Below are 16,618 nucleotides of genomic sequence, written 5' to 3'. Positions count from 1 at the left end.
GCAATAGAGAATAGAAACTTCTGAGCAGATTCTTAGTAAAGTCAAAATAAATGTGATAAATTAGTATTGTAAAAATTTACTGAAACGTTTTCAAAAACTATATGAAACCTTTTTTAGTAGATTTAAAAATATTTGAAGGAGAGTTATCATTATGACTCAAGGGAAAATTACTGCATCTGCAGCAATGCTTAATGTATTGAAAACATGGGGCGTAGACACTATCTACGGTATCCCATCAGGAACACTCAGCTCATTGATGGATGCTTTGGCTGAAGACAAAGACATCCGCTTCTTGCAAGTTCGCCACGAAGAAACAGGTGCTCTTGCAGCGGTTATGCAAGCTAAATTCGGCGGCTCAATCGGGGTTGCAGTTGGTTCAGGTGGTCCAGGTGCGACTCACTTGATTAACGGTGTTTACGATGCAGCTATGGATAACACTCCATTCCTAGCAATCCTTGGATCACGTCCGGTTAACGAACTCAACATGGATGCTTTCCAAGAATTGAACCAAAACCCAATGTACAATGGTATCGCTGTATATAACAAACGTGTAGCTTACGCTGAGCAATTGCCAAAAGTAATTGACGAAGCTTGCCGTGCTGCAGTTTCTAAAAAAGGTCCAGCTGTTGTTGAAATCCCAGTAAACTTCGGTTTCCAAGAAATTGACGAAAACTCATACTATGGATCAGGTTCATACGAGCGTTCATTTATCGCTCCTGCTTTGAACGAAGTTGAAATCGACAAAGCTGTTGAAATCTTGAACAATGCTGAACGTCCAGTTATCTATGCTGGTTATGGTGGTGTTAAAGCTGGTGAAGTGATTACTGAATTGTCACGTAAAATCAAAGCACCAATCATCACAACTGGTAAAAACTTTGAAGCTTTCGAATGGCACTATGAAGGTTTGACAGGTTCTGCTTACCGTGTTGGTTGGAAACCAGCCAACGAAGTGGTCTTTGAAGCAGACACAGTTCTTTTCCTTGGTTCAAACTTCCCATTTGCTGAAGTTTACGAAGCATTCAAGAATACTGAAAAATTCATCCAAGTCGATATCGACCCTTACAAACTTGGTAAACGTCATGCCCTAGACGCTTCAATCCTTGGTGATGCAGGTCAAGCAGCTAAAGCTATCCTTGACAAAGTGAACCCAGTTGAATCTACTCCATGGTGGCGTGCAAACGTTAAGAACAACCAAAACTGGCGTGATTACATGAACAAACTCGAAGGTAAAACTGAGGGTGAATTGCAATTGTATCAAGTTTACAATGCAATCAACAAACATGCTGATCAAGACGCTATCTACTCAATCGACGTAGGTGACACTACTCAAACATCTACTCGTCACCTTCACATGACACCTAAGAACATGTGGCGTACATCTCCACTCTTTGCGACAATGGGTATTGCCCTTCCTGGTGGTATCGCTGCTAAGAAAGACAATCCAGATCGCCAAGTATGGAACATCATGGGTGACGGTGCATTCAACATGTGCTACCCAGACGTTATCACAAACGTTCAATACGACCTTCCAGTTATCAACGTTGTCTTCTCAAATGGTAAATATGCCTTCATCAAGGACAAATACGAAGACACAAACAAACACTTGTTTGGTTGTGACTTCCCTAATGCTGACTATGCGAAAATCGCTGAAGCTCAAGGTGCTGTAGGATTTACAGTTGACCGTATCGAAGACATCGATGCAGTTGTTGCAGAAGCTGTTAAACTCAACAAAGAAGGTAAAACTGTTGTGATCGATGCTCGCATCACTCCACACCGTCCACTTCCAGTAGAAGTACTTGAATTGGATCCAAAACTTCACTCAGAAGAAGCAATCAAAGACTTCAAGGAAAAATACGAAGCAGAAGAACTCGTACCATTCCGCCTCTTCTTGGAAGAAGAAGGGTTGCAATCACGCGCAATTAAATAATTTCTCTCGTCGAAAATCAAATGTAAACTGTGTTATCTTCACCTTGCCGTACTTCAGTACTGCCTGCGGTTCGATGCCTTGTTTATTCTTTGATTTTCTTAGAGCGAAACTTAAAAAGATCGGAGCAATCCGGTCTTTTTATGGAGTATAGTAAATGAATTTAAATCAATTAGATATTATCGTTTCAGATGTTCCACAAGTCTGTGCTGACTTGGAGCGTATTTTGGATAAAAAGTCCGATTATGTTGATGACAGTTTTGCTCAGTTTACGATTGGCAGTCACTGTTTGATGTTGTCCCAAAATCATTTGATTCCTTTGGAAGATTTTCAGTCAGGAATCATTCTTCATATCGAGGTTGAGGATGTAGACCAGAACTACAAACGGTTGAACGAGCTTGGTATCCAGGTTTTAAACGGTCCAACTGTAACCGATTGGGGAACAGAGTCCTTATTAGCTAAAGGCCCTGCTGGTCTAGTGATTGATTTTTATCGTATGAAGTAGGTAATTCTATTATCAAATTTTTTATCTAAACATTCTTGGAGTGAAACTTAAAAAGATCGGAGCAATTCGATCTTTTTTGTATTTATGCGACTTTCAGTCCGTCTCGCTCCGTTAGGTGCGAGACAAAAAACCACCCGTTTTCACGGGTGGTTATGATTTCTACACTTATTGTTTGGCTTCCTGTTTTAATTGTTGCACCTGTTCCTCGTACTGGACAAGCTCCCTGTCTTTTATATTGATAGTCGCTTCTGCTTCAGCAATGCGGCTTCTCAGATCTTGAGTCTTGTTATGGTGATAGCTAATACCAATAGCACTACCAGCAATGATCCCGATTACTAGACAAGTAAAAATCACCAAAATCAAGGGAGCAGATAGTTGTGTAAAGACAAGACTGACAGTTACTGTTTGACGATTGAGTAGACCAAATGAGATCACAATGACTAATAAGCTCAAACCGCCAATTAGATAAGCCTTATCTTTCAGTGACAATTCATTAAATTTTTTTAGCATAAGTTCCTTTTCTCCTGACTATGTTGATAGAAAACTACACACCATTTAGGTATTAACAAAATTCATTTTACTAGAAAATTTCGATACTGTCAATAATTTCTAACGGCTTATTTACCATCAATCAATCGATTCATTGAAAAGGAGTATTCATTTTCTAATATTTGATTGAGTAAACAGAACGGAGCAATTCGGTCTTTTTTCTGTTCCCTCTTTCTTATAACAAGATTGTGATAGTTTATATCTTTATAACAAAAGTTTTAAAGACTTGATTGTTTTGAAAGAATATTTTAAAATAAGATTCAGTAAAAATGAAAGAGGTTTTGAAAATGTCTGAAAAACAAATGAAAATTTTAGGTTGGGTAGCGACCTTTATGTCTGTTATGATGTATGTGTCTTACTTCCCACAAATCATGAACAATCTGGCTGGTCAAAAAGGAAATTTCATCCAGCCCTTGGTTGCTGCCATCAACTGTAGTCTCTGGGTTTACTACGGTCTTTTCAAAAAAGAAAGAGATATCCCCCTTGCAGCAGCTAATGCACCAGGTATTATTTTTGGCCTAGTGACGGTTATTACAGCTTTGATTTAAAAGGAACAGAGGAGACTAGTTTTCAGTCTTCTTTTTTGTTTCAGGGGAGGCTATTTACTTTTTCTAGAGGATAATTTTTTAAAAAACAATCTGATAAACTTAAATAGTAGAATAGTATCAGTATGTCACAGTATTTTATAAGAAAAGGTTTACAGAATAAGTTATAATATAAGTAAATGAACAAGCAAATAAGAAAGTGAGTAGAGTTATGACCGAAAAACTGACTTTTCCGGATGGTTTCTTGTGGGGCGGAGCGACAGCTGCCAACCAGTGTGAGGGTGCTTATAATTTAGAAGGTCGTGGATTGGCGAATGTGGATGTCGTCCCCATCGGTCCAGATCGTGAAGCCATTATCACAGGTCAGAAAAAGATGTTTTCGTTTGAGGAGGGCTATTTTTACCCAGCCAAGCAAGCTATTGATATGTACCATCATTACAAGGAAGATATTGCCCTTTTTGCGGAAATGGGCTTTAAGACTTATCGTCTATCCATTGCTTGGACTCGGATTTTTCCTAAGGGCGACGAAACAGTGCCAAATGAAGCTGGTCTAGCCTTTTATGAGGATTTATTTAAGGAGTGCCACAAGTATGGTATCCAACCTCTGGTGACTATCACTCATTTCGACTGTCCTATGCACTTGATTACAGAGTACGGTGGTTGGCGCAATCGTCGGATGTTAGACTTCTATGAAAAACTTTGTCGCACACTCTTTACCCGCTATAAGGGTTTGGTCAAATATTGGCTTACCTTCAACGAAATCAACATGATTCTCCATGCCCCCTTTATGGGAGCTGGGCTCTGTTTTGAAGAAGGAGAAAATCAAGAACTGGTTAAATATCAGGCTGCACACTATGAGTTGGTAGCTTCAGCTCTTGCGACAAAGATTGCCCACGAAATTGACCCAGAAAATAAGGTGGGATGTATGTTGGCTGCAGGGCAATACTATCCTAACACAGCCCATCCAAGAGACTACTGGGCAGCCATGGAGGAAGACCGCAAGAGTTACTTCTTCATTGATGTTCAAGCGCGTGGGGAATACCCAAACTACGCCAAGAAGCAGTGGGAGCGTGAGCGAATCGAGATTCAAATGACTGCAGAAGATTTAGAGTTGTTGAAGGACAATACTGTTGACTTTGTTTCCTTCTCTTACTATGCAAGTCTAGTAGCCTCAGGTGATCCAGAAGTTAAAGAATTAACTGCTGGAAATATCTTTGCCTCTCTCAAAAATCCTTATCTTGAATCCTCAGAATGGGGATGGCAGATTGACCCACTTGGTCTTCGTATCACCCTCAATGCTATCTGGGATCGTTACCAAAAGCCAATGTTCATCGTGGAAAACGGTCTAGGTGCTATGGATACACCGGATGAGAATGGTCATGTAGCAGATGACTATCGGATTGCTTACTTAGAGGCTCATATCAAGGCCATGCGAGATGCCATTTACCAAGATGGCGTTGACTTGCTTGGTTATACGACTTGGGGCTGTATCGATCTGGTTTCAGCTGGAACAGGCGAAATGAACAAGCGCTATGGCTTTATCTATGTAGATCGAGATAATGCTGGTCATGGAAGCCTCAAACGTAGCAAGAAGAAATCCTTCTACTGGTACAAGGATGTCATTGCCAGCAATGGTGCAAGCTTTGAGTAGAGCACATTTGTTCACTATTTTTATAAAATCTTCTCCCTACTTTATAAGATGTGAAAAAGAGTTCAACTGGAACTCTTTTTTTGCTATAATGAGGGGAGAAAAATCAGACAGGAGATCGACATGTCAGAACCATTATTTTTACAATCAGTTATGCAAGAAAAAATCTGGGGTGGTACCAAGCTACGTGATGAGTTTGGCTACGACATCCCAAGTGAAAAAATCGGAGAATATTGGGCCATCTCAGCCCATCCAAATGGTGTCTCTAAAGTTGCCAATGGTCGCTACGAGGGAACAGATCTTGCTACTTTATATGCAGAGCACCGTGAATTGTTTGGCAATCGTCCAGAACCTGTATTTCCACTGTTGACTAAGATTCTGGATGCTAACGACTGGCTCAGTGTCCAAGTTCACCCAGACGATGCCTATGGTCTAGAACATGAAGGCGAGCTCGGAAAAACAGAATGCTGGTATATCATCGCTGCAGATGAAGGTTCAGAGATTATCTACGGTCACAATGCCAAATCAAAAGAAGAACTCCGCCAGCAAATCGAGGACAAGAACTGGGATGCCTTGCTGACAAAAGTGCCTGTTAAGGCTGGAGATTTCTTCTACGTACCAAGTGGGACTATGCACGCTATTGGTGCAGGTATTTTAATCCTTGAAACACAACAATCTAGCGACACAACCTACCGTGTCTATGACTTTGACCGTAAGGATAATAATGGCAACTTGCGTGAACTTCACCTTGAAAAATCCATTGATGTCTTGAACATTGGTGAGCCTGCAAATAGCCGTCCTGTAACTGTTAAAGCAGATGATTTGCGTTCCACTCTCCTTGTATCCAATGATTTCTTTGCAGTTTACAAGTGGGAAATTACTGGAAAAGTTGACTTCGAAAAGACAGCTGACTACAGCTTGTTTAGTGTCTTAGCTGGTCAAGGTCAACTGACTGTTGACGGAAAAAACTATCCAATCCAAAAAGGTAGCCACTTTATCCTACCAAGTGATGTTGAAGCTTGGACCTTGGAAGGACAAGATTTGGAATTGATTGTTAGCCATCCATAAAAAAGAAAGGGCCTGAGTTCATTACTCAAGTCCTTTTGATTACATAAATTGGGCGATAAAGACCACGATGATGATGATTGGAATGATGAAACGAAGAAGGAATAGCCAGACTTGGAACAGTCCCTGTTTCCATGCTATTTCATCGAGATGGAGTTCCTCCATTGCAAGAACCTTTTTAAAGATATAGCCTGTAAAAAGTGAAAGGCAGAGAGCTCCAAATGGCATAAGGAGATTGGAAACCAAGAAGTCCATAGCGTCAAAGAAGGTCTTCCCAAAGATGTGAACATCTGCCATGACACCGTAAGATAGGGCTGAAGGAATTCCAAAGACAAAGGTCAAAATTCCTAAAATGGCACTCCATTTGGCACGTTTGCTGTTATTCTGATTGGTGATATTTCCCACATTGATTTCCAGCATGACGACAGAAGAAGTGACCGTCGCAAAGAGGAAGAGCAAGAGGAAAAGGATGTAGAAAATGGTTCCAAAAGGCATCTTGTCAAAGAGTTGAGGCAAGACGATAAAGAGCAAGCTCGGTCCCCCTTCAGATTGGATATTGAAGGCTGACATAGCAGGGAAAATGGCTAGACCTGCCATGATGGACACCGAGATGTTCATTGCTACAATAGAAATTCCTGACTGGACTAGATTGGTTTTCTGATCCAAATAAGAAGCATATGTCAGCATGGCTGTAACCCCTAGTGAAAGGGCAAAGAAAGATTGTCCCAGAGCATAGAGGAGACCAGCACTGGTCAGTTTTGAAAAGTCTGGTTTGAGGAAGTAAAGAACCCCTTCCATGGCATTTGGCAAACTGAGAGAACGACCGATGATGACGACAAAGATGATAAAGAGCAGGGGCATCATGACTTTCGATGCTCTTTCAATCCCTTTTTGAACCCCACGTGATACAATAAAGATATTCAATAAGATAAAGGCCGCTTGAGCTCCTAGGGCAATGGCTGGATTTGAAATGATTGAAGTAAATAATTGAGCATAATCACCAGTTCCGCTAAGTTGGAACAATTTCCCAAACTCAATGCCTAGATAGACTAAAATCCATCCTCCAATAACACTGTAGAAAGATAAGAGGATAAAGAGGGCGAAGGCACCAATCCAACCGATAAAGTTGTACTTGCTATTCTTGCCGAGTTTTCCAAAGGTTTTGATTGCTGAGACACCAGCACTTCGGCCGAGAGCAAATTCAGCCAGCAAAAGGGGGAAACCAATTAAAATAGTGGAAATGAGAAAGACAAGTAAAAAGCCTCCTCCACCATTAGCAGCAGTCATGTAGGGGAATTTCCAAACGGCACCAAGTCCGATGGCTGAACCAGCAGATGCTAGGATAAAGCCCAGTTTAGAACCCCATTGCGATTTTTCAGACATAGTTAAACTCCTAAAATTAGTATTACAAAAGAAAAAGCTACTGCCCTTGGCAAATAGCCTCATCAGTACTCAAAATGAGCCTTTCTTTTGATTGATAGACTTGACTATCCTATCATGTTTTCTAAGGTCTGTCAAGAAAACCATTTTCATGTTATGATAAAGTAAAAAATTTCGCAAAAACGCTTGACTCTGACCTAGGGGGAGGGGTTATACTATCAATGTAATACTCTTCGAAAATCAAATTCAAACCACGTCAGCGTCGCCTTACCGTACTCAAGTACAGCCTGCGGCTAGCTTCCTAGTTTGCTCTTTGATTTTCATTGAGTATAAGGAGGAAATCATGTACCATATAAAAGAAGCTGCCCAGCTTTCGGGCGTCTCTGTCAAGACCCTACACCACTACGATAAGATAGGACTTTTGGTTCCTTTAAAGTCGGAAAATGGCTATCGAACCTATAGTCAGGAGGATTTGGAACGCCTTCAGGTTATTCTTTATTACAAATATCTAGGTTTTTCTTTAGAAAAAATAGCAGAGCTATTAAAGGAAGAAAGAGAAGATTTATTGCCTCATTTGACCAGGCAGTTGGACTATTTGACTCGAGAAAGGGAACATCTGGATACCTTGATTTCAACCTTGCAAAAAACCATTCAAGAACAAAAAGGAGAAAGAGAAATGAGCATTCAAGAGAAATTTGCTGGATTTAACTACCAAGACCATCAAAAATACCACCAAGAGGCGGTAGAGAAATATGGACAAGAAGTCATGGACCAAGCGCTGGAGCGCCAAAAAGGTCACGAAGACGAAGCTACGGCTGCCTTCAATCAAGTCTTTCGAGCCTTGTCACAAAATCTTCAAGCTGGTCTACCTGTAACAGCAACCGAAAATCAAGAAGAAGCCGCTAAACTCTTGCAAGCCATCCGTACTTATGGATTTGACTGCTCTATTGAGGTATTTGGTTATATCGGTAAAGGCTACGTCTACAACCCAGAATTTAAGGAAAACATTGACAAATTTGGACCTGGAACAGCCCAGTACACATCAGATGTGATTGCCTATTATGTCCAAACTCAGACAAAATAAAATCGGAGGAGCATTCTTCCGATTTTTACTAAATTCAAGCACTATTTGCTTAATAATTTTTCTACCACATTTAGTTTTCGCATGGTCAAATCTACATTAAAAAGCTTTTCAAGATAGTTGGTATGGAGTTTCTTTTGTTTAGCAGTTCTAGGGAGATAGAGGTAAAGGCAGTGGTTACCAATACAAATTTCTTCTTCACCGTAATCAATTTTCAATTTGTCTAAAGGGAGGCTTTGAATAGATTCTTGATAAAAAATCACGTGTATACGGTCATAAAGATAGTGTTCTCCAAAAGGGTTTTCTTGGACAATTTTTTTAAAATCACTTTTGTTCTTGATAACCATTTTTAAGTCGGCCCCAATTTTTTCCTTTATCAGAGTATGAACACATTCTCGTATTTCTTCTAAATCTAAATCACTTTCAAGAATGATATTCCCACTTTGAATATAGGTTCGAACTTGTTGAAAACCGGCTTCTGTTAAGATATCTACTAGATAAGACATTTTAGGGATAGCATTTTTTCCATTAGGAGTAACTCCCCTTAACAAGATAATATGTTCCAAAGGACTTCCTTTCTTTTGGGGCTGATTTAGCCATTAAATAATTCAGATTTAGATTGGGTTTGATCCCGCCACCCAACCAGTACAGAGGGCAGAAGTGATGTTAAACCCACCCGTGTGGGCATTGATATCCAGTACCTCGCCAGCAAAGTGGAGTCCAGGTACCAGCTTACTTTCTAGAGTTTTGGGATTGATTTCCTTGAGACTGACGCCCCCTTTGGTAACAAAGGACTTAGCAAGGGACATTTTACCAGTTACAGGAATTTTAAGTCCCTTGATAGACTGGACAAGTTGTTCGCGTTCCTTTTCAGTCAGTTGTTTGACTTTGTCAGGATAGCCTGGCACAAAAAATTCTGCCAAGTGTTCTGGAAGTAAAGTTTTTAAGGCATTTTTTAGAGATTTTTCCCGATTTTCTTCTAGAAATGTAGCCAAGTCTTTCTCAGAAAGTTGAGGTAGAACATCCAGTGAGAGAACCTCTCCGCCCTTGACAAAGCTGGACATACGCAGAGCAGCAGGGCCTGACAAACCAAAGTGGGTAAAGAGCAAATCGTGAGTGATGACATGCTTACCATAGCTTAGGGTCACATCGTCCAATGAAATTCCTTGCAAGGCCTTGTGTGGAAAATCTGTCAACAAAGGACTTTCAGCGGCTTCAAGATCGGTAATGGTATGCTTAAAATGACGGGCAATCTCGTGACCAAAACCAGTCGAACCAGTAGAGGGATAGGATTTCCCACCAGTTGTGACAATGAGTTTATCACAAGTGAAGGTTTGGTCTGCGGACTTAAGGACAAACTGGTCGTCTATCTTTTTAACCGAAACAATCTCCGTTTTAGTAGCAACTCGACCACCTAATTCAGTGATTTTCTTTTCCAAGGCCTCGATAATGGTCCGAGACTTGTCACTAGCAGGAAAGACGCGTCCGTGGTCTTCGACCTTAAGTTTAACACCATTTTCTGTAAAAAAATTAATGATATCATGGTTATCAAATTGGGAGAAGACACTGTAGAGAAAGCGCCCATTTCCAGGGATGCCAGCTAGTAGGTCATCTAGAGTTCCGTTGTTGGTTACATTGCAACGTCCCCCACCAGTACCAGCTAATTTTTTTCCAAGTTTCCGATTTTTTTCGATGAGGAGGGTTTTCTGTCCATAAAAGCTACTGGAAATCGTAGCCATCATACCAGCAGGACCTCCACCGATGACAATAGTATCAAAATGTTTCATAGCTCTATTGTACCACAAAAAAACAAGAGATGATGGTCACCTCTTGTCAAGAATGCAATTAATCAATTTCATATCCCATCAGCAAACCACCATCTTCTGCATAGAAACTGCAGAGACCAGATGTTGGGAGAATTTTAATATTCGCCTGTGGGAAATTTTCACGGATTCGGTCTGAAAGCTGTTGGCAACATTTCTCGTTATTGCGTTGAGCCATGACAATACGACCACCAGCATATCCTGCTTTCACTAACTCTTCATATGCTGCCTGAATCGATTTCTTTGCTCCTCTTGCTTTTTGTAGCAATTCAAGGGTTCCAGTTTCACTAGCTTCTCCGACCATACGGATGTTGAGAAGGCCAACGACTGTACCGATAAGCTTGCTCAAACGGCCATTTTTCACCAAGTTATCGACTTTAGCTAGGACAAAAAGTAACTTGGTTTTTTCTTGATAGGCAGTGATAGCTTCAACCACTTCTTCAAAAGATAAGCCTTGGTCAATCAAATCATTTAATTTTTCTACGAGCAAGTCAACTTCTCCACCAGCAGACAAACTATCAATTACATGAATCTTAGTGTCAGGATGGTCTTCTAGATAAATATTCTTTGCTAGTTGAGCACTATTGTGACTGCCAGAAAGAGTACCAGTGATGGTTACTAGGAAAATATTTTTGGCTCCTTCAAATGCTCGCAAATAATCATCTGGGCTTGGACAAGCTGATTTTGAAGCTTCTGCAGTTGCATACATGGTTTCCATCATTTGGTCAATGTCAAGACTGGCATCATCAACAAAGACCTGATCAGCTACTTGAATGGTTAAGGGGACACTTACAAAGGTCGTGTCAATAGCTGGTGTTGCCAGCTGACGATAATCACAACCAGAGTCAGCAATAATCTTCCAAGTCATAGAAATTCTCCATCTTTGTCAGTTATACATTGACAAAGGTTCTGTCTTTTTTTACAATTATATCATGAAAGCCCTTGAAACAAAAGCCTCATCCGTCTGTTGTGACAAGTAGAAAGAAAATGTTATGTCTGAACGTAGAATCTCTGAAAAGTCTCTTGAAAATCTCAGAAAATCAAACCAAGAATCCAATTTATTAACTAGAGAAGCCATCGAAACAGCCCTCTTGCAGCTCTTGGAAAAAAAGGACTTGACCAAGATTAGTATCTCTGAATTGGTCAAACGTGCAGGCGTTTCTCGTGCGGCCTTTTATCGCAATTATGATTCCAAAGAGGAGATTTTAGAAAGCGTCTTTAAACGAACTGTCCACAACATCATGGAACAACTGCACCATTATGATTTAAAGACAGATCTTTATCTGGTTTGGGTTCATCTTTTCCGAGAAGCAAGAAAGGAAGCCAGAGTGATTCAACTTGCCTTAGATTACCATCTGGAAAAAATCTTTGTCCAAGCCATGCAGGAATTTCTAGAAAAATACCATGGAAAATCAAAAGGTGTCAGCTCTTATCTTCATTCCTTCTGGAGTTCAGCCATCGTCTCAGTCCTTTTAAAATGGATCAAGGATGGCATGAAGGTACCAGCTGAAAAGATTGCGGATTTACGGTTACCATTTTTTAAAAAATAGAGAAAAAGGAGAAGAGATATGACTGAAAAAAGACTAGCATGGGATGAGTATTTTGCAGCCCAAGCCTTACTAATTGCCAATCGTTCCACTTGTAAACGTGCCAAAGTGGGCGCAATTTTGGTAAAGGATAATAAAGTTATTTCCACTGGTTATAATGGTTCGGTGTCAGGGACTGAGCATTGTATTGATCACGAATGTCTGGTCATTGAAGGTCACTGTGTTCGCACTCTTCACGCAGAGGTTAATGCCATTCTCCAAGGTGCAGAACGTGGGGTTCCCAAAGGCTTTACAGCCTATGTGACCCACTTTCCATGTCTAAACTGTACAAAACAATTGCTTCAGGTTGGTTGTAAGCGCGTGGTTTATATCAACCAGTACCGAATGGACGACTATGCCCAATACCTTTATCAAGAAAAGGGAACAGAATTAACCCATTTACCACTTGAGACAGTACAAGCAGCTCTTAAAGAGGCAGATCTAATGTAAAAATTATCAAAAATAAATGGTTTAGAAAGATTTTTAAACCGTTTTTTGGTATAATAAGAAGAATAAATTGAAAGAAGGAATTCCAAAAATGGGAAAAATTGAAGTTATTAATCATCCACTGATTCAACACAAATTGTCAATCTTGCGTCGTACAGATACTTCTACAAAAGCTTTTCGTGAGCTAGTAGATGAGATTGCAATGTTGATGGGGTATGAAGTACTTCGTGATCTTCCACTAGAAGATGTAGAAATCGAAACACCAATCACAAAAACAGTTCAAAAACAATTGGCAGGTAAGAAATTGGCTATCGTTCCAATCTTGCGTGCAGGTATCGGGATGGTTGATGGACTTTTGAGCTTGGTTCCAGCTGCTAAGGTTGGTCACATCGGTATGTACCGTGATGAAGAAACACTTCAACCAGTTGAGTACTTGGTGAAATTGCCTGAAGATATTGACCAACGTCAAATTTTTGTGGTAGACCCAATGTTGGCAACAGGTGGATCAGCAATCTTGGCAGTTGATTCTCTTAAAAAACGTGGCGCATCAAATATCAAATTTGTCTGCCTTGTATCTGCTCCAGAAGGTGTTAAAGCCCTTCAAGAAGCTCATCCAGATGTAGAAATCTTTACAGCAGCCTTGGATGAACGCTTGAACGAACACGGTTATATCGTTCCAGGTCTTGGAGATGCTGGGGACCGCTTGTTCGGTACAAAATAAAATAAAAAAGAGATTGACTTGGAAAAGGATTTCCAGTCACGAAAGGAGGTTGAATTTTTGTTTCTGTCTAATGAAAACAGAGCAAAAATTTGACCTTTTTTGACCAAGATATTATAATAGTCTTATCTTCAGTCATTTGACCAATAAAATTAAAACTCAAAAGGAGAAATAAATGATTCCTGTAGTTATTGAACAAACAAGCCGTGGAGAACGTTCCTACGATATTTACTCACGTCTTCTTAAAGACCGCATCATTATGCTGACAGGCCCAGTTGAAGACAATATGGCCAACTCTGTTATTGCCCAGTTGCTTTTCTTGGATGCCCAAGATAGTACAAAGGATATTTACCTTTATGTAAATACACCTGGTGGTTCCGTTTCAGCTGGTTTGGCAATCGTTGATACCATGAACTTTATCAAGGCAGATGTCCAAACCATTGTTATGGGAATGGCAGCATCTATGGGGACGGTCATTGCATCAAGTGGAGCAAAAGGCAAACGTTTCATGCTTCCAAATGCAGAGTATATGATCCACCAACCAATGGGTGGTACAGGTGGAGGTACTCAGCAAACCGATATGGCGATCGCTGCAGAACACTTGCTTAAAACTCGTAATACCTTGGAAAAAATCTTGGCTGAAAATTCAGGTCAGTCAATCGAAAAAGTTCACGCAGATGCAGAACGCGATAACTGGATGAGTGCCCAAGAAACACTTGAATATGGCTTTATTGATGAAATCATGGCCAACAATTCATTGAATTAATGATGAAAGAAGGCAAACTCGACTGGGTTTGCTTTTTTTGGTATAATAGGGAGAGATTTCTTAGAAAGAGGATTTATCATGTTTGAAAAAGTCAAACGATCTGGCTTGATTATCTATCTTTACTATAATCGTGATGCCAAAAAATTGCAGGATTATGGAGATATTACCTATCATTCCAAGAAACATCGTTACTTACAACTCTATGTTCCAACTCAAGAAATGGAGCAATTGGTCGGGCGCTTGGGCAAGGAAAAGTTTATAAAAAAAGTCAGGGTTTGTCATATCCAAGAGCTGGAAACACCCTTTGTGGGCAATCTTCATCGAGAGGAAAACGTTATCATCGAAAAAGTTCAAGAAAAGTGTTGACAATTTTCTGATAATTCGGTATATTCTTAACATGCTATTTATTTAAGAAATAAGGAGACAAAAAAAGATGAAGAAAAAATTTGCCCTATCGTTTGTGGCGCTTGCAAGTGTAGCACTTCTTGCAGCCTGTGGAGAAGTGAAGTCTGGAGCGTCAAACGCTGCTGGTAACTCAGTAGAGGAAAAGACAATCAAAATTGGATTTAACTTCGAAGAAACTGGTGCCGTAGCTGCCTACGGAACATCTGAACAAAAAGGTGCCCAACTTGCTGTTGATGAAATCAATGCAGCAGGTGGTATCGATGGAAAACAAATCGAGGTAGTCGATAAAGATAACAAGTCTGAAACAGCAGAGGCTGCTTCAGTAACAACTAACCTTGTAACCCAATCTAAAGTATCAGCAATCGTAGGACCTGCGACATCTGGTGCAACAGCAGCTGCGGTAGCTAACGCTACAAAAGCAGGTGTTCCATTGATTTCACCAAGTGCGACTCAAGATGGATTGACTAAAGGTCAAGATTACCTATTTATTGGAACTTTCCAAGATAGCTTCCAAGGAAAAATTATCTCAAACTATGTTACTGAAAAATTAAACGCTAAGAAAGTTGTTCTATACACTGACAACGCCAGCGACTATGCTAAAGGGATTGCCAAAGCCTTCCGTGAAGCATACAAAGGTGAAATCGTTGCAGATGAAACTTTCGTAGCAGGTGATACAGACTTCCAAGCAGCCCTTACAAAAATGAAAGGGAAAGACTTTGATGCCATCGTTGTTCCTGGTTACTACACTGAAGCTGGTAAAATTGTAAACCAAGCGCGTGGTATGGGAATTGACAAGCCAATCGTTGGTGGTGATGGATTCAACGGTGAAGAGTTTGTACAACAAGCAACTCCTGAAAAAGCATCAAACATCTACTTTATCTCAGGCTTCTCAACTACTGTAGAAGTTTCAGCTAAAGCAAAAGCCTTCCTTGACGCTTACCGTGCTAAGTACAATGAAGAGCCTTCAACATTTGCAGCCTTGGCTTATGATTCAGTTCACCTTGTAGCAAACGCAGCAAAAGGTGCTAAAAACTCAGGTGAGATTAAGGACAACCTTGCTAAAACAAAAGACTTTGAAGGTGTAACTGGTCAAACAAGTTTCGATGCAGACCACAACACAGTCAAAACTGCTTACATGATGACCATGAACAATGGTAAGGTTGAAGCAGCAGAAGTTGTAAAACCATAATAGAAAAATATTGAAATAGGGAATGAGCCTCTGACTCACTCCCTGTTTCGATGTTTAAGAACCTATCAAAAAGTGAGGGGAAACCCTCGGAATTATAAATAGAAAGAGTGAATCTTATGCTCCAACAACTAGTAAATGGTTTGATTCTAGGTAGTGTTTACGCGCTATTAGCCCTAGGATATACCATGGTTTACGGAATTATCAAGCTCATCAACTTCGCCCACGGTGATATTTATATGATGGGAGCCTTTATCGGTTATTTCTTGATTAATTCTTTCCAAATGAATTTCTTTGTAGCGCTTATTGTAGCTATGCTAGCGACAGCCCTCCTTGGTGTCGTGATTGAGTTCCTTGCTTACCGACCTTTGCGTCACTCTACTCGTATTGCTGTTTTGATTACGGCTATTGGGGTTTCTTTCCTATTGGAGTATGGGATGGTCTATCTGGTTGGTGCCAATACCCGTGCCTTCCCTCAAGCGATTCAAACAGTTCGCTATGATTTGGGACCAATTAGCTTAACAAATGTGCAGTTAATGATCTTGGCCATTTCCTTGATTTTGATGATTTTGTTACAAGTCATTGTTCAAAAGACTAAGATGGGGAAAGCCATGCGTGCAGTATCCGTAGATAGTGATGCAGCGCAATTGATGGGGATCAATGTAAACCGTACTATCAGCTTTACCTTTGCTTTAGGTTCTGCTCTTGCGGGTGCGGCTGGTGTTCTGATTGCCCTTTATTATAACTCTCTTGAGCCTTTGATGGGGGTTACTCCAGGTCTTAAGTCTTTCGTTGCTGCAGTACTTGGTGGTATCGGAATCATTCCTGGTGCAGCTCTTGGTGGTTTTGTAATTGGTTTATTGGAAACCTTTGCGACAGCCTTTGGAATGTCAGACTTCCGTGATGCCATTGTTTATGGAATCTTGTTGTTGATCTTGATTGTCCGCCCAGCTGGTATCCTTGGTAAAAATGTGAAAGAGAAGGTGTAAA

18 protein-coding genes are annotated in these 16,618 nt (G+C 40.4%); 13 read left to right on the top strand and 5 right to left on the bottom strand.

Going from position 1 to position 16,618, the window contains the following annotated elements; translation table 11 throughout:
* The first annotated feature begins 151 nt into the window (after positions 1-151).
* Positions 152-1,927, top strand: coding sequence for a pyruvate oxidase (gene spxB, locus N8M95_RS06370; RefSeq protein ID WP_261116817.1), 1,776 nt, complete (start codon positions 152-154; stop codon positions 1,925-1,927).
* 154 nt (positions 1,928-2,081) lie between these two features.
* Positions 2,082-2,429 carry a VOC family protein gene (locus N8M95_RS06365; RefSeq protein WP_261116816.1) on the top strand — a complete coding sequence of 116 codons (348 nt, stop codon included), beginning with the start codon at positions 2,082-2,084 and terminating at the stop codon, positions 2,427-2,429.
* 165 nt (positions 2,430-2,594) lie between these two features.
* Here N8M95_RS06365 and N8M95_RS06360 read toward each other — a convergent pair whose 3' ends face one another.
* A complete protein-coding gene (locus tag N8M95_RS06360; protein WP_000913393.1) occupies positions 2,595-2,939 on the bottom strand; it encodes a lipopolysaccharide assembly protein LapA domain-containing protein in 345 nt (114 codons plus the stop codon).
* A 326-nt stretch (positions 2,940-3,265) separates the two neighbouring features.
* Between N8M95_RS06360 and N8M95_RS06355 the strand changes: the two genes are divergently transcribed.
* From N8M95_RS06355 to manA, 3 genes are all read left to right on the top strand, one after another.
* Positions 3,266-3,526 carry a SemiSWEET family transporter gene (locus N8M95_RS06355; protein ID WP_001291472.1) on the top strand — a complete coding sequence of 87 codons (261 nt, stop codon included), beginning with the start codon at positions 3,266-3,268 and terminating at the stop codon, positions 3,524-3,526.
* Between the two features lie 208 nt (positions 3,527-3,734).
* Complete coding sequence (locus tag N8M95_RS06350; protein WP_261100744.1) at positions 3,735-5,174, top strand: 6-phospho-beta-glucosidase; 1,440 nt, start codon at positions 3,735-3,737, stop codon at positions 5,172-5,174.
* A gap of 120 nt (positions 5,175-5,294) precedes the next feature.
* Entirely contained in the window at positions 5,295-6,239 is a 945-nt protein-coding gene (manA, locus tag N8M95_RS06345) for a mannose-6-phosphate isomerase, class I (RefSeq protein ID WP_261069948.1), read from the top strand.
* A 39-nt stretch (positions 6,240-6,278) separates the two neighbouring features.
* Here the strand turns inward: manA and N8M95_RS06340 are convergent, their stop codons facing one another.
* On the bottom strand, positions 6,279-7,619 hold the full coding sequence (locus tag N8M95_RS06340; protein ID WP_023947248.1) for a sodium-dependent transporter: 1,341 nt from the start codon (positions 7,617-7,619) through the stop codon (positions 6,279-6,281).
* A gap of 340 nt (positions 7,620-7,959) precedes the next feature.
* On the opposite strand from N8M95_RS06340, the gene N8M95_RS06335 reads away from it, so the two are divergent.
* Positions 7,960-8,700, top strand: a complete 741-nt coding sequence (locus N8M95_RS06335; protein WP_070482830.1) for a MerR family transcriptional regulator — start codon at positions 7,960-7,962, stop codon at positions 8,698-8,700.
* Between the two features lie 41 nt (positions 8,701-8,741).
* Here the strand turns inward: N8M95_RS06335 and N8M95_RS06330 are convergent, their stop codons facing one another.
* From N8M95_RS06330 to N8M95_RS06320, 3 genes are read right to left on the bottom strand one after another with little or no spacing between them, the layout of a single operon-like run.
* A complete protein-coding gene (locus N8M95_RS06330) occupies positions 8,742-9,263 on the bottom strand; it encodes a DUF1697 domain-containing protein (protein ID WP_061864256.1) in 522 nt (173 codons plus the stop codon).
* A 48-nt stretch (positions 9,264-9,311) separates the two neighbouring features.
* On the bottom strand, positions 9,312-10,484 hold the full coding sequence (gene aao / locus N8M95_RS06325) for an aminoacetone oxidase (RefSeq protein ID WP_261116815.1): 1,173 nt from the start codon (positions 10,482-10,484) through the stop codon (positions 9,312-9,314).
* A gap of 58 nt (positions 10,485-10,542) precedes the next feature.
* Complete coding sequence (locus N8M95_RS06320; protein ID WP_078228468.1) at positions 10,543-11,388, bottom strand: DegV family protein; 846 nt, start codon at positions 11,386-11,388, stop codon at positions 10,543-10,545.
* A gap of 124 nt (positions 11,389-11,512) precedes the next feature.
* On the opposite strand from N8M95_RS06320, the gene N8M95_RS06315 reads away from it, so the two are divergent.
* The 7 genes from N8M95_RS06315 (at position 11,513) to N8M95_RS06285 (ending at position 16,617) form a co-directional block, all read left to right on the top strand.
* Entirely contained in the window at positions 11,513-12,070 is a 558-nt protein-coding gene (locus N8M95_RS06315) for a TetR/AcrR family transcriptional regulator (RefSeq protein ID WP_000004136.1), read from the top strand.
* Positions 12,071-12,088: 18 nt separating this feature from the next.
* Positions 12,089-12,556 (top strand): deoxycytidylate deaminase, encoded by a 468-nt coding sequence (locus tag N8M95_RS06310; protein ID WP_000136973.1) that lies wholly within the window; start codon positions 12,089-12,091, stop codon positions 12,554-12,556.
* Positions 12,557-12,644: 88 nt separating this feature from the next.
* Positions 12,645-13,274: a uracil phosphoribosyltransferase gene (gene upp / locus N8M95_RS06305; protein ID WP_000515974.1), complete on the top strand. Its 630-nt coding sequence runs from the start codon at positions 12,645-12,647 to the stop codon at positions 13,272-13,274.
* 172 nt (positions 13,275-13,446) lie between these two features.
* The gene (gene clpP, locus N8M95_RS06300) at positions 13,447-14,037 is read left to right on the top strand and encodes an ATP-dependent Clp protease proteolytic subunit ClpP (RefSeq protein ID WP_000613475.1); all 591 of its coding nucleotides are present in this window, start codon (positions 13,447-13,449) and stop codon (positions 14,035-14,037) included.
* 78 nt (positions 14,038-14,115) lie between these two features.
* On the top strand, positions 14,116-14,403 hold the full coding sequence (locus N8M95_RS06295; protein WP_084926910.1) for a YlbG family protein: 288 nt from the start codon (positions 14,116-14,118) through the stop codon (positions 14,401-14,403).
* A 67-nt stretch (positions 14,404-14,470) separates the two neighbouring features.
* Positions 14,471-15,631 carry an ABC transporter substrate-binding protein gene (locus tag N8M95_RS06290; RefSeq protein WP_261116814.1) on the top strand — a complete coding sequence of 387 codons (1,161 nt, stop codon included), beginning with the start codon at positions 14,471-14,473 and terminating at the stop codon, positions 15,629-15,631.
* A 116-nt stretch (positions 15,632-15,747) separates the two neighbouring features.
* Positions 15,748-16,617, top strand: a complete 870-nt coding sequence (locus tag N8M95_RS06285; RefSeq protein ID WP_061759202.1) for a branched-chain amino acid ABC transporter permease — start codon at positions 15,748-15,750, stop codon at positions 16,615-16,617.
* Position 16,618 lies beyond the last annotated feature (1 nt).

The sequence above is a fragment of the Streptococcus mitis genome (assembly GCF_946190325.1).
Taxonomy (GTDB): Bacteria; Bacillota; Bacilli; order Lactobacillales; family Streptococcaceae; genus Streptococcus; species Streptococcus mitis_CF.
The sequence above is the reverse complement of the archived record's forward strand: the minus strand, read 5'-3'. Positions and strand labels throughout refer to the sequence as shown.

Excerpts from the sequence above, each read along its gene's own strand:
- N8M95_RS06290 (WP_261116814.1), top strand. The coding sequence starts at position 14,471 with ATGAAGAAAAAATTTGCCCTATCGTTTGTGGCGCTTGCAAGTGTAGCA.
- aao (WP_261116815.1), bottom strand. The coding sequence starts at position 10,484 with ATGAAACATTTTGATACTATTGTCATCGGTGGAGGTCCTGCTGGTATG.
- N8M95_RS06285 (WP_061759202.1), top strand. The coding sequence starts at position 15,748 with ATGCTCCAACAACTAGTAAATGGTTTGATTCTAGGTAGTGTTTACGCG.
- clpP (WP_000613475.1), top strand. The coding sequence starts at position 13,447 with ATGATTCCTGTAGTTATTGAACAAACAAGCCGTGGAGAACGTTCCTAC.
- N8M95_RS06340 (WP_023947248.1), bottom strand. The coding sequence starts at position 7,619 with ATGTCTGAAAAATCGCAATGGGGTTCTAAACTGGGCTTTATCCTAGCA.
- N8M95_RS06360 (WP_000913393.1), bottom strand. The coding sequence starts at position 2,939 with ATGCTAAAAAAATTTAATGAATTGTCACTGAAAGATAAGGCTTATCTA.
- N8M95_RS06295 (WP_084926910.1), top strand. The coding sequence starts at position 14,116 with ATGTTTGAAAAAGTCAAACGATCTGGCTTGATTATCTATCTTTACTAT.
- N8M95_RS06365 (WP_261116816.1), top strand. The coding sequence starts at position 2,082 with ATGAATTTAAATCAATTAGATATTATCGTTTCAGATGTTCCACAAGTC.
- N8M95_RS06350 (WP_261100744.1), top strand. The coding sequence starts at position 3,735 with ATGACCGAAAAACTGACTTTTCCGGATGGTTTCTTGTGGGGCGGAGCG.
- N8M95_RS06355 (WP_001291472.1), top strand. The coding sequence starts at position 3,266 with ATGTCTGAAAAACAAATGAAAATTTTAGGTTGGGTAGCGACCTTTATG.
- spxB (WP_261116817.1), top strand. The coding sequence starts at position 152 with ATGACTCAAGGGAAAATTACTGCATCTGCAGCAATGCTTAATGTATTG.
- N8M95_RS06310 (WP_000136973.1), top strand. The coding sequence starts at position 12,089 with ATGACTGAAAAAAGACTAGCATGGGATGAGTATTTTGCAGCCCAAGCC.
- N8M95_RS06335 (WP_070482830.1), top strand. The coding sequence starts at position 7,960 with ATGTACCATATAAAAGAAGCTGCCCAGCTTTCGGGCGTCTCTGTCAAG.
- N8M95_RS06315 (WP_000004136.1), top strand. The coding sequence starts at position 11,513 with ATGTCTGAACGTAGAATCTCTGAAAAGTCTCTTGAAAATCTCAGAAAA.
- upp (WP_000515974.1), top strand. The coding sequence starts at position 12,645 with ATGGGAAAAATTGAAGTTATTAATCATCCACTGATTCAACACAAATTG.
- manA (WP_261069948.1), top strand. The coding sequence starts at position 5,295 with ATGTCAGAACCATTATTTTTACAATCAGTTATGCAAGAAAAAATCTGG.
- N8M95_RS06320 (WP_078228468.1), bottom strand. The coding sequence starts at position 11,388 with ATGACTTGGAAGATTATTGCTGACTCTGGTTGTGATTATCGTCAGCTG.